Annotated in this window: 13 protein-coding genes and 1 pseudogene; 5 read left to right on the top strand and 9 right to left on the bottom strand. The window is 46.2% G+C overall.

Going from position 1 to position 10742, the window contains the following annotated elements:
• Positions 1 to 303: 303 nt before the first annotated feature.
• The 3 genes from rodA to RLO19_RS06405 all read left to right on the top strand — a co-directional run bounded on the left by rodA (position 304) and on the right by RLO19_RS06405 (position 2807).
• A complete protein-coding gene (gene rodA, locus RLO19_RS06415) occupies positions 304 to 1563 on the top strand; it encodes a rod shape-determining protein RodA (protein ID WP_446354851.1) in 1260 nt (419 codons plus the stop codon).
• A 145-nt stretch (positions 1564 to 1708) separates the two neighbouring features.
• Entirely contained in the window at positions 1709 to 1894 is a 186-nt protein-coding gene (locus RLO19_RS06410) for an NAD(P)H dehydrogenase subunit NdhS (protein WP_446337880.1), read from the top strand.
• A 244-nt stretch (positions 1895 to 2138) separates the two neighbouring features.
• The gene (locus RLO19_RS06405) at positions 2139 to 2807 is read left to right on the top strand and encodes an HAS-barrel domain-containing protein (RefSeq protein ID WP_446354849.1); all 669 of its coding nucleotides are present in this window, start codon (positions 2139 to 2141) and stop codon (positions 2805 to 2807) included.
• A gap of 144 nt (positions 2808 to 2951) precedes the next feature.
• Here the strand turns inward: RLO19_RS06405 and RLO19_RS06400 are convergent, their stop codons facing one another.
• The 7 genes and pseudogenes from RLO19_RS06400 to RLO19_RS06370 form a co-directional block, all read right to left on the bottom strand.
• Positions 2952 to 3185, bottom strand: coding sequence for a hypothetical protein (locus RLO19_RS06400; RefSeq protein ID WP_446337878.1), 234 nt, complete (start codon positions 3183 to 3185; stop codon positions 2952 to 2954).
• A 583-nt stretch (positions 3186 to 3768) separates the two neighbouring features.
• Positions 3769 to 4728, bottom strand: a complete 960-nt coding sequence (locus RLO19_RS06395) for a DUF362 domain-containing protein (protein WP_446354853.1) — start codon at positions 4726 to 4728, stop codon at positions 3769 to 3771.
• Positions 4729 to 4756: 28 nt separating this feature from the next.
• Positions 4757 to 5062, bottom strand: a complete 306-nt coding sequence (locus RLO19_RS06390) for a hypothetical protein (RefSeq protein WP_446354847.1) — start codon at positions 5060 to 5062, stop codon at positions 4757 to 4759.
• Complete coding sequence (locus tag RLO19_RS06385) at positions 5059 to 6474, bottom strand: aspartate ammonia-lyase (RefSeq protein ID WP_446354845.1); 1416 nt, start codon at positions 6472 to 6474, stop codon at positions 5059 to 5061. Before RLO19_RS06385 ends, RLO19_RS06390 begins: the two co-directional genes overlap by 4 nt.
• Before the next feature lie 25 nt (positions 6475 to 6499).
• Positions 6500 to 6664: a hypothetical protein gene (locus tag RLO19_RS06380; protein WP_446354843.1), complete on the bottom strand. Its 165-nt coding sequence runs from the start codon at positions 6662 to 6664 to the stop codon at positions 6500 to 6502.
• Positions 6665 to 6667: 3 nt separating this feature from the next.
• The gene (locus tag RLO19_RS06375; RefSeq protein WP_446354842.1) at positions 6668 to 7417 is read right to left on the bottom strand and encodes a biopolymer transporter ExbD; all 750 of its coding nucleotides are present in this window, start codon (positions 7415 to 7417) and stop codon (positions 6668 to 6670) included.
• 466 nt (positions 7418 to 7883) lie between these two features.
• Positions 7884 to 8543 (bottom strand): annotated as a pseudogene (locus RLO19_RS06370) (MotA/TolQ/ExbB proton channel family protein); the annotation flags it as partial.
• 221 nt (positions 8544 to 8764) lie between these two features.
• Between RLO19_RS06370 and RLO19_RS06365 the strand changes: the two are divergent.
• Both RLO19_RS06365 and RLO19_RS06360 read left to right on the top strand, forming a co-directional pair.
• Positions 8765 to 8938: a hypothetical protein gene (locus tag RLO19_RS06365; RefSeq protein WP_446354840.1), complete on the top strand. Its 174-nt coding sequence runs from the start codon at positions 8765 to 8767 to the stop codon at positions 8936 to 8938.
• Positions 8939 to 9096: 158 nt separating this feature from the next.
• Positions 9097 to 9399, top strand: a complete 303-nt coding sequence (locus RLO19_RS06360) for a YkvA family protein (RefSeq protein ID WP_446354838.1) — start codon at positions 9097 to 9099, stop codon at positions 9397 to 9399.
• A 253-nt stretch (positions 9400 to 9652) separates the two neighbouring features.
• On the opposite strand, the gene RLO19_RS06355 is transcribed toward RLO19_RS06360, so the two are convergent.
• Positions 9653 to 10123: a GNAT family N-acetyltransferase gene (locus tag RLO19_RS06355; protein WP_446354836.1), complete on the bottom strand. Its 471-nt coding sequence runs from the start codon at positions 10121 to 10123 to the stop codon at positions 9653 to 9655.
• 72 nt (positions 10124 to 10195) lie between these two features.
• Positions 10196 to 10742 (bottom strand): RNA-guided endonuclease InsQ/TnpB family protein (locus tag RLO19_RS06350; protein WP_446354834.1); only part of this gene is annotated, 547 nt, incomplete at its 5' end.

Below are 10742 nucleotides of genomic sequence, written 5' to 3'. Positions count from 1 at the left end.
TTTTGCCGCGAGACATGAATGGCGCTTTGGGCTTTATGCTCAAAGCTTTGCGGGATACCGCCTTCACCATCAATTCAGATGGTGTTGCTATCGCTGCATTGTCCGGGAATTTCCCGTATTGTGTCGCGTAAATGTATCAGTACAAGGGAAAGCCTTCTTCCCTATTCAGCAATCTATTCTCCCCTATTTTCAGATAGCCTAGGATTTGATCAGGAATTATCCAAAATCTTTTTGAGAAATTCCTGACCCGTACAGCTAAAGAGCGCTAATTGCTCTAAACCTCAATCCCATTCCCCAACGATTATGTTCCAAAAGTCATTGAACCGTACCCAAATGCGCTGGCTTATGTTCCTCAGCCGATGGCAGGAATTAGACTGGCAGCTATTATTTGTCAGCATTGCTCTCACCTTCCTAGGTGGGGTGATGATTCGCAGTGCCGAATTTAATGAAGGGCTAACCGATTGGTGGTGGCACTGGATCATTGGGGGTATTGGCTTAAGTCTATGTCTACTCATCGCGCGATCGCGTTACGAAATCTTACTCCAATGGCATTGGATGGTTTATGCGATGACGAATATCTCGTTGTTTGCGGTGATGATTATGGGGACGACGGCAAATGGCGCACAACGGTGGCTGAATATCCTCGGCTTTCACGTTCAACCGTCGGAATTTGCCAAACTGGGTTTGATTATCACCCTGGCTGCGATTATCCACTGGCAACCGGCTTCAACATTAAATGCAGTCTTTCGAGTCTTAGCCATTGCGGCGGTTCCCTGGCTATTTGTATTTTTAGAGCCAAACTTGGGAACATCATTAGTGTTTGGTGCGATTACGATGGGGATGCTCTATTGGGGAAATGCTAATCCGGGATGGCTAATCCTACTCGTGTCTCCCATTGTCTCCGCGATCATGTTTAATGTGTTTTTGCCCGCTTGGTTTTTTTGGGTAGCTGCAATGGCATTGATTGGTTGGCGTACCTTACCGTGGCCCCTATTGGGTGGAATTGGGGCATTGGTTGGCAACGCGATTTCCGGGGGATTGGGAAACTTATTGTGGGGATTGCTCCAAGACTATCAAAAAAACCGACTGATTCTTTTCCTAGATCCGGATAAAGATCCCTTAGGTGGAGGATATCACTTGATTCAGTCTCGAATTGCAATTGGCGCAGGTCAACTCACAGGGCGAGGACTGTATCAGGGGACACAAACCCAACTCCAGTTTATTCCTGAACAGCATACGGACTTTATCTTTTCTGCCATTGGTGAAGAACTCGGGTTTATCGGCTGTTTGTGCGTTCTATTTACCTTTTGGCTCTTGTGTTTACGGTTAGTAATTATCGCCCAAAATGCCAAGGATAACTTTGGTTCACTCTTGGCGATTGGTGTGCTATCGATGATTGTGTTTCAAACTGTCGTGAACATCGGCATGAATATTGGTTTAGCACCCATTACCGGGATTCCCCTGCCATTGTTAAGTTATGGGCGATCGGCATTACTGGCAAACTTTTTAGGCATTGGATTAGTGGAATCGGTTGCCAATCACCGACACCGATTGAAGTTTTAGCGATTTGTCATTTTCATTTGTGATCTACCAATAGTCTGTAACAAAGGACGAACCGCAATGACCAATATCAATGGTAAGAAATTAGCTTAATTATAAATCAGCAATTTATAGTAAGCTAAGATAAGAGATTTATGGGTGAAAACAGATGATTCTTCCTGGCTCAATTGTTCGCGTCATTAATGGCGAGGACACTTACTACAAATTTGAAGGGATAGTCCAGCGCATCGGTGATGGAAAAGCGGGTGTGCTGTTTGAAGGTGGAAACTGGGATAAAATTGTCACGTTCAATTTATCGGAACTCGAAGAGGTGAATCCTCAAGGCAAAAAATAAAAACAAACTGTAACCGTTGACCTGTTATAGCGAACGAAAATGAACCGGGAACAAAGATAAATGCTTTTTGAATACAGAAAAAGGTGGTTTGATTTCTCTTCTGTTCCCGCTTTCATCTTACTGTCTGTTCACATTTCATTGAGCCGCCCCCTATCAGAAAATAACAAAAAAATGACCAATGGAGCAGCAGATTTTGTCGTGACAAATGACGAAAGACAAATGACAAAAGACAAAGGACTAAAAGATGCGTCTTCCTTTACCCCAGTTTACGGCTGGAGAACGCCCTGATAATCACATTGCGGAAGTCATTGAAACGGCAACCACAGAATTTTTGGCACAATGTTTAGAGCCAGAGGATTTGAGCTTTCCCGTAATGCCACCCTTTGGAAGTTGGGTCAAATCCGTTGATGAAGAATCTGGCAATCAGGTTATGGCGGTAGTTTACCACGCGACAACAAGCCCGGTTGATTCAGTTCACCGGGCTGTCGCATTGGGATTGTCACTGGCAGAATTGCGGGAGCAACAGCCGCAAATTTTTGCCATGCTTAAAACTGAGTTTCGTGCGGCGATTGTTGGGTTTATACCGCCCGGAGAGGGACACAATGGTGACCAACCCCCTAGGGGACGGGCTTATCAATATCTACCTCCCCGTCCGCCGCAAATTCATCAGGCTGTCTATCAATGCCAGCCCGATGAGATCATTTACTTTAGCGAAAAGTTGGATTTTTTGCGTACACTCCTGTTAGTAACTGGAGCGCCAGTGGAAGCCCTAACGGCTGCGGCGATCCGAGATATCTATCAAATTCGCAAGGGCGATCGCGACTGGTTAGTTCAAGCAGGGCGAACCCTCAGTGTTTTACTCAAAGATGATTATGACCGTTTGCGGTACATTTTGAGTCAACTGCACTGGTGAGTTTAGGTGCTTGAGTAAATTACCCAAAGCAAGGCAACAAGAAGGAACAGGATTTTCTCCACATCCTAAAGCCAGTCTGCTTTTTAGCTTTCTTCTCCCCTTGAGGGCATACAGTGTAGCAATTTGTCCAAGGGGAACTTCAGTTCATAAGTTTTTCCAGTTAGCTGTTTCTGATCTCGGCAGCGAGTAAGGTGTTGTCTGCAAAACATCAAGGCTGCTAGAAGAGTAGTAAGCAATGGCTAAGAAAGGTAAGGTCAGAGTCAAAAACGCCATTACCGTACCGATAATCTCAGCCCATCTATGAGGATAGGGGTCAGAAGAGTTGGCAGACGAGCCACTTGATTCCATAAATGAAGTTTTAATCAGAACTTGAGTCAATTGAAATTTTATCTGAGACCGGGTCAAATTCAAGACCCTACATTCTATATTCTAACAAGTTTTTGGTTCAAGGATTGTTTTCCTGTAAACAATTTCAATAAAATCTTACGCTTTATTAATAAGGACATCGGTTTTGCCAAATCAACTGACCTTAGATAGATTGACGCGAGTTCTAGAATACCAGTCAGTTTGATCAAATCATCTACTGAAATCTTCCACATGAGGTAACATTTGCTACCTATACTTCCCTGTTATTACTTATAAATGACAGATTTTGCTCTTCATACCAAGTTGCATTCAAAGATATAACTTTCTCTCCCCCTGCTTCAAGAGCCTCCCTTGCCTCCCCTGCTTTTCCTCTCTACTATGTTTGAGCGCAACTCGGTATCAGTTACGGTGGGTAATTCGAGACAGAAAATACAAAAAACCGCCTCTAACACTAGGCGGTGGATTAAGCAATCGGAGGGTAGTATCAGCATACGTTCCCTCCTTGGGTAGAGGTTGTAACAATGTTTACCAAATAATTCCTTCTTTGAGTTTTGAATGTTAGATTTTGCTCACTAACAATCCAAAAATGATTATACTACCGCTGAGCATAAACACTTATTGGCTCTTTGATCCACCGGATGTAAAAATGCTTAAATGTGGAGCGCATTAGGCGGGGCATACCAAAATCAATGGGCATTAACCGATCCGGTAGCTTCCAATCGAGTACCTTTAAATCGGCGGGATGCAGGTGGGGAAATTCCAGGGTATCCAGATTTGGACTTAATCCTAATTTCATCGCAGCGGCTACAGTCGGTACTTGCAGGGGTTCGACATTGAGCAAGTTGACTACCGCCTGATCCAAAGCAAATACATCAGCCGACGCGGCTAGCATATTCAAGCGTCGGGGTTCTCCACCACTCGGTCCATTACCTTGATGACCTATGATCCCATCCAGAATCGTCAAGTTGGGATTAATTGCCCGTGCCGTTTCCACTAACATTTCGCCAAACCGCAAGGCATCCTTACCCGCTTCTGCATGCCACCAGGCTTTCATTTTACCAGGGACACAGCCAAATAGGTTTTTAACCCCCAGAGTCAGGGTTAACTGGGTGTGAGATTTAAGCTTGGGTAAATTAATCACCACATCAGCATCCATTGCTTCTTTGCACAGCCGCAGGTGGTTGAAGGTATGGCTAACTGTTTGATATCGCTGACCATGGAATTCGGCGATGGGTATGTTAAGTTCATCCATCATCGGCAAATAGCCATTTGCCAGCGCCACCCCTTTAGCTGTACCAAAGGCGGGACTATCACCGAGAAAAGGTTGACCCCCAGCTTCCTTGACTAACTCGGCGACAGCATACACAAGTTCGGGGCGAGTAATACATTCCTTACCCGGACGTCCAGCCGTGAGAAGATTGGGCTTAAGGAGGACGCGATCGCCCACTTTGACAAATGCCCTAATCCCGCCCAACGGTTCCAGCAAGGTTTCTACGGCGGTTCTCAATGGCTGTCGGTTATAGGAATCTGCCCGAATTAAACTAACGCTAGACATAAGTGTCATGAAATAGCTTTAGTTTATCTTAGACCTTCGCACCACGGGAGAGAGCCGTGACTCGTTGACAATCCGATAAGACACCCTCCCCTTGGAGTTGAGGAATCTGCGGTGCCACTTCCACTTTGACAATTTGAGACGTCAGGATGATCACGGTTTGATCGAACAGATGTAGGATTAACCAAGGTTGGCTAAGAAAATCAGCAAGTTGTTCGCTAAAAGCTTCTGGCGTCACGGGAATATCAAAGGATTCGGTTTCGCCATTGATGTAATGAAAGGTGACTTGGGTAAAACTATCTTGACTTTGCATGGTTTGTCCTTTGTCCTTTGTCATTGGTTCGGGAACAAAGCACTCATTTTATCAAGATCGAGTACCTTGGCTAAGTCCTCAGCACTCATCAAGCCTTTGTCGAGGACAATTTGTCGCAGGGATTTGCCTGTTTCCAGAGATTCTTTGGCGATAGCCGCCGCGTTAAGATAACCGATGTGGGGATTGAGGGCGGTGACTAATGCGAGACTCCCTTCAGCATAGTCCAAACAGCGATCGCGTCTGGCTGTGATTCCGGCTAGACACTTTTGAGTTAAGGCAGATAGGGTATTGCCTAAAATTTCAATACTGTGAATTAGGTTATACCCAATCAGCGGCATCATCACATTCAACTCCAATTGACCCGCTTGAGCAGCTAAGGCGATCGCACTATCATAGCCCATCACCTGAAAGCACACCATAGAGGTCATTTCCGCCATAACTGGGTTGTATTTTCCCGGCATTATCGATGATCCCGGTTGCACGGGGGGAAGTTGAATTTCCTTAAATCCAGTTTTCGGTCCCGAATCCATTAACCGCAAGTCATGGGAAATTTTAACTAAATCCTGTGCCAAATTCCGTAAACTGCCAGATACATTAACAAACGGTGCCATACTCTGCATCGCCGCCATGAGATGGGGGGCAGATTTGAGGGGTTGATCAATGAGTTGGGCAAGAATTTGGGCAACCTGATGGCGATAGTCGGGATGGGTGTTTAATCCGGTTCCCGCTGCACTTCCGCCTAACCCCAGTACCATTAAATCTTCTGATGCTTGTTCAATCCGATTGGTATGATCGCTGAGAATTTGCGCCCACGCCCGAAATTCTTCTCCCAGGCGCACTGGTACAGCGTCTTGCAGATGGGTTCTGCCGGATTTAACTACATCTTGGAATTCATCCCCTTTGTTATCCAGGGCGGTAATGGCATCAGATAGTGCCGGATACAAGGTATGTTCTAAAGCTAATAGCGCCCCAATTCTAATCGCCGTGGGGATAACATCATTCGTAGATTGCCCATAGTTTACATGGTCATTTGGGCTAACCCGCTTATAGTTACCCTTCTCATCTCCCAGGATTTCTAATGCCCGATTTGCCAGCACCTCATTAATATTCATGTGGTGGGATGTACCGGCGCCTGCTTGGTAAATATCGACGACAAATTGATCCCGCCATTGTCCTTTGAGAACTTCATCAGCCGCTTGGATAATCCCTTGGCTAATATCTTGGGGAATACAGCCCAGATTACCATTCGCGATCGCGGTGGCTTTTTTGATCAGCACACAGGCGTCTATGTAGGTGGGTAAGGGTTTAATCCCGCTGATGGGGAAGTTTTCAATTGCCCGTAGGGTTTGAATCCCGTAGTAGGCATCATTAGGGATTTGCCGTTCCCCCATAGAATCGCGTTCGATTCGATATCCGGCACTGGATTTATCGGTCATAAGTCACTTAACACTGAATAATCTCTCACTTAAGCGGGGCGGGTTTTGAGACAACTTTATCATCAATTCTCTCTATCTGCGCCTTAATCGGGGCGGGTTTAGTCCCATCTGGGATGAGGTGATCAATGATAATAGTCAAACCCGCCCCTACAGAACAGACGTGCCATGGCACGTCTCTACACAAAAACATGAATTATTCCCCTTGCGGCTGCGGTGAAGTCGGTGTGCCAAGATTGGGTGGAACAGAACCACCGGGGTTGATGGGGAATTGTCCAGGAGAAGGTGGTAACGTACCGGGATTCGTCGGGGGTGATCCAAATTGAGGTTGACCTGGAACCCCCGGAAATTGAGGAAAATTGGGATTAAATGTGCTATCAGGATTAACTGGTATTTGTCCAGGATTGGGGTTAAATTCTGGAACTCCAGTTGAGGGAGAAAGGGGATTTGTCCCCGGAATTTGCGGCGATTGTCCAGGTGAATTTGCTAGCGCTACGCGATCGCCCCCAACTTCCCGAAGTAAATCCAAGATTTGTACAACTTCGTTATACATGGCATTGGGCGAGGCGTAGAGGACAAATACGCCACTGGGGTTTTGTTGTTTGTAAGCTTGGAGTTGTTGAATAAACTGCTCTTGGGTAATCACCGGATTTTTTTCTACATACACTTGCCCCAATTCATCCAAACTGATCATCAGAATCTGCCGTCCTTGGGCAGTTCCGGTACTCGCCTTGGGTAAATCAACATTAATGGCTTGTTGACGCGATAGACCCACGGCTGCCAGGATAAAGAAGGTCAGGATACAGAAAATAACATCAATTAGCGGTACGATCTCAATCCGAACTTCTTCAGTTGGGGAATCCATCCGCAAGTTTAAAGGGCGGGTTAGTGTGGGGAAGGAAGCGGCAGGTTTTTTTTTCGTCCGGTGCTGGGGTAGTGTTGTCATCGTCTTGGGTTGCAAAAGGTCAAAGAAGGCTCCAGGGCTGCACTTATTTAGAATGTCTGCTTTTTTGTCTATATATTAACGGGTGGGAATTTGAAGCCAAGCAGCACTAAGGATATCGGGAAAACTAAGGAAAAGATTGCTAATTTTCTGGGTTTCCTTGAGGGTTGGAGACAGGAGTGCGATCGCTTTGGGGGACTTGAGGATTGTCTGGGGAAACCTGATCGTCTTGGTTTGTTTTAGCATTGGCGACAGGAGTGCGATCGCTTGGGGGGACTTGAGGATTGTCTGGGGAAAGCGGATCGTCTTGGTTTGTTTTAGCATTAGCGACGGGAGTGCGATCGGGTTGTGTCGGTAAAACTTGATCATCCTGCTTTGGCGGCTGCTTCTGCTTGGATCGGGGTTTGGGAAGAGAAGTGCGGGGTTGGGGTACTTCAAAACTCTCTTGGTAAACGTTAATGGTATGGTCTTGGAGGGTATCGTTCATCACTTGATCACTATCCTCAGCCTGTAACCAATCTTGGCGATACAGTAATTCCAACTCTGTCCCCGCTTTACGGAAAATTTTGACTTGGTTAAACCAAAAGGCTTGAAACAGTCGATAAAATGCCAAACTGGTAATCGCAATAATCAGTCCTGTCGCGGTACTAATCAGCGCTTCGCCGATTCCCAAGGTTACCCCGGCGGTGGAGGCTGTACCTAGTTGATCAATGGTAATTGAGCCTAAGGAGTTAATTAAACCGAGTACCGTTCCCAGTAATCCCAACAGAGGAGACAGCGCAATCACCGCTTCTAATAGCTTATCGCCGCGCCGCATCGCTGCTAACTCGTCATCAGCCGCCCCCTCTAAGGCTAAGCGGAATAATTCCGGTTCTGGGTTGATCAGGCGTAAGGGAGCATATAAATATCGCCCCACGGGTTGTCGCCGCGATTTCATCGCGATTTCTCTAGCCACCTGCCAGTTTTGAGCGGCTGCATCCAGCACTCGATTGACGATTTCCTCTTGTTTCAATAGGATTCCCGCCCAAAACCAGAGACGTTCAAAAATTGTACCAACTGCCAGGATCGAAAGCCCTAACAGGGGCCACATGGCGATTCCGCCCTTTTCAATAACCGCAACAATATCCATATCCGTTCTCAACCTCCCTTGATTGCTAAGTATAATTGTCTTTGCTAAAATGCAAGCCACTCCAATTCTAGGGATTTCTCGCCGCTTGCAAAGAGGTTGATCAATTTTCGCGGCTGGAGCGCGGGATTCGGGAGAGACGGGTGGCAAAATTCTTGTAGTGCGAGCATCTTGCTCGCTACTCATCCCCAACTTAAATTAAATGACACTGAAAACTTGCATTTTTGAATCGCCGAAACTCTTGCTATACCGTAGGGTGGGCATTGCCCACCAGCCTTAACTTAGAAGATTTAACGCTAGATGCACTCATGCACAGAGCCTGTGATTGGGTTGGGGATTATCTAAAATACAACGCCCCAGAGAGCGATAAATTTCTGTGTGATACTGTAGAACAGTAACAAAGCGTGATTCCCATCATCCCCAGCAAATCCCAATCCCATCAAACTCTCCCCCTCACGTCAGTAGGTGTAAGTTCTGCACCTGAACAGGTGGGTTATCCCCATAGAGGTTCCGGGATGAATTTGGCAAGATGAAAGGTAGCTGTCGGGAAAAACTGATGAATAATTTTTCAATCCAATCCATTTATAACTGGTATCGTAACGCGGTTCGCAATCCTAAATACCGTTGGTGGATAGTCTTAGGTACTATCCTTTACGTGTTTAGTCCCATTGATATTGCCCCAGATTTGATTCCTATTGTCGGGCAAATTGATGATGTCGTCGTGCTGACGCTGTTGGTGTCTGAGATGTCGCAGTGGTTGATTGATTTGGCTAAATCTCGCCAAGCTGGAATCGTCACAGAAGAAACCAGTACCACACCGGAAACGACGGTAGAGGTGAAATCTGTCTCTGTCGAATAGCCAATCCTGTAGAGACGTACCCGGCTTGTAGTATGGAACCTTAGCCCTAGATTCTGTTGGGTTTCCTGGCGTCAACCCAACCTACAACTATTGCTATCATTAGCGAGCGCTAATGATAGCAAGTGCTACTTATAGGACTTTCCTTTCCTGTGGTAGAGACGTTGCATGCAACGTCTCTACCAAATGATGCGTCCTAACCGCTATGGCGATTGCTATAATCGCCGGGACTTATTAATGAACTTTCAAAAGGAGGTTAGGGGATGAGGGTGAAACGCTCAACTAAATAACGCTTAAACTCCACACCCTGACGCTCGACAATCTCCGTATCATAGACATGAAAGCCATATTTTTTAAACAACCCCAAGCTAAACTCACTGGCTTCTGCATATAAGCGCTCAATCCTGTGATTTTTGGCATAATCCAAGAGAGTTTGCATCAGAGTCGAACCAATCCCTTGGTGGATGCGATCGCGCCGGACATAGACTGAGGTAATATGACCATTATCGGCTATCCCGGCAAAGCCGAGAATCCTGGTTTCATCTGTCGCCACAAATGTTTTCCCTGACAAAATGAACTCGCCAAACCTGACATTATCTGTGGCAAACGACGCCCAGCTATGAGTTTGCTCAGCAGAGTAACAGTGCGGCGCGATCGCGAGTGCCGTTTCTTGATACAATTGTGCCAGTTCCGGAATATCCGATTCTTGTGCCATCCGAATCGTCATGTTTATAATCAGTGAAAAATTAGGTCACCTATGCGGTTGTCTCATCCGTCTGTTCTGATGTCAGTAAATAAACTACCCAGACCTGCTATCGCAGAGGTCTGGGTTTTCAGTAGCCCTGAAGTCATCGAACAAGCCAAGTTGAACATACTCAACAGTTTGACTTAACTTGCACGACAACCCCGTGCCTCCAGGCTGGTTTATAGACAGCCCCACAAGTGCAATATTATTGGCTCCATTAAAGTCGGCATCCCCATGCCAACCACAATGCCCACATTTAAAAGTCTTGCCACTACGGTAAGACTTTCCTTTTATCGGATGAATATGCAGGCACTTGTGACACATTTGGGAAGTATAGGCAGGGGGAATTGGGATAACTTGAACACCAGCACTCCTGGCTTTATACTCGATAAACGTTCGCAGTTGATAGAACGCCCACGAATTTGAGCGTCTTCGCTCGGTCTTGTTTCTCGGTTGCTGGTTAGTTCTTTCCCTAATGCCTGTTAAGTCTTCTATAGCAATTGAAGCACTTAACTCAACTGCTCTTTTAACCACTGATTTAGAGATGTTGTGGTTGAGCCACTGTTGATAGCGTCTCTCCCTCCCCGACAGCCGTTTCAAA

Origin of the sequence: Coleofasciculus sp. G2-EDA-02 (assembly GCF_040226375.1) — a bacterium.
Classification (GTDB): domain Bacteria; phylum Cyanobacteriota; class Cyanobacteriia; order Cyanobacteriales; family Coleofasciculaceae; genus Coleofasciculus.
This window is presented reverse-complemented; position numbering and strand designations above follow the sequence as displayed.

What these genes read in the sequence shown, in the direction of transcription:
- RLO19_RS06390 (WP_446354847.1), bottom strand. Translation starts at nt 5,062, where the DNA reads ATGACAAAGGACAAAGGACAAACCATGCAAAGTCAAGATAGTTTTACC.
- RLO19_RS06360 (WP_446354838.1), top strand. Translation starts at nt 9,097, where the DNA reads ATGAATAATTTTTCAATCCAATCCATTTATAACTGGTATCGTAACGCG.
- RLO19_RS06410 (WP_446337880.1), top strand. Translation starts at nt 1,709, where the DNA reads ATGATTCTTCCTGGCTCAATTGTTCGCGTCATTAATGGCGAGGACACT.
- RLO19_RS06355 (WP_446354836.1), bottom strand. Translation starts at nt 10,123, where the DNA reads ATGACGATTCGGATGGCACAAGAATCGGATATTCCGGAACTGGCACAA.
- RLO19_RS06375 (WP_446354842.1), bottom strand. Translation starts at nt 7,417, where the DNA reads ATGACAACACTACCCCAGCACCGGACGAAAAAAAAACCTGCCGCTTCC.
- RLO19_RS06380 (WP_446354843.1), bottom strand. Translation starts at nt 6,664, where the DNA reads ATGTTTTTGTGTAGAGACGTGCCATGGCACGTCTGTTCTGTAGGGGCG.
- RLO19_RS06395 (WP_446354853.1), bottom strand. Translation starts at nt 4,728, where the DNA reads ATGTCTAGCGTTAGTTTAATTCGGGCAGATTCCTATAACCGACAGCCA.
- RLO19_RS06385 (WP_446354845.1), bottom strand. Translation starts at nt 6,474, where the DNA reads ATGACCGATAAATCCAGTGCCGGATATCGAATCGAACGCGATTCTATG.
- rodA (WP_446354851.1), top strand. Translation starts at nt 304, where the DNA reads ATGTTCCAAAAGTCATTGAACCGTACCCAAATGCGCTGGCTTATGTTC.
- RLO19_RS06405 (WP_446354849.1), top strand. Translation starts at nt 2,139, where the DNA reads ATGCGTCTTCCTTTACCCCAGTTTACGGCTGGAGAACGCCCTGATAAT.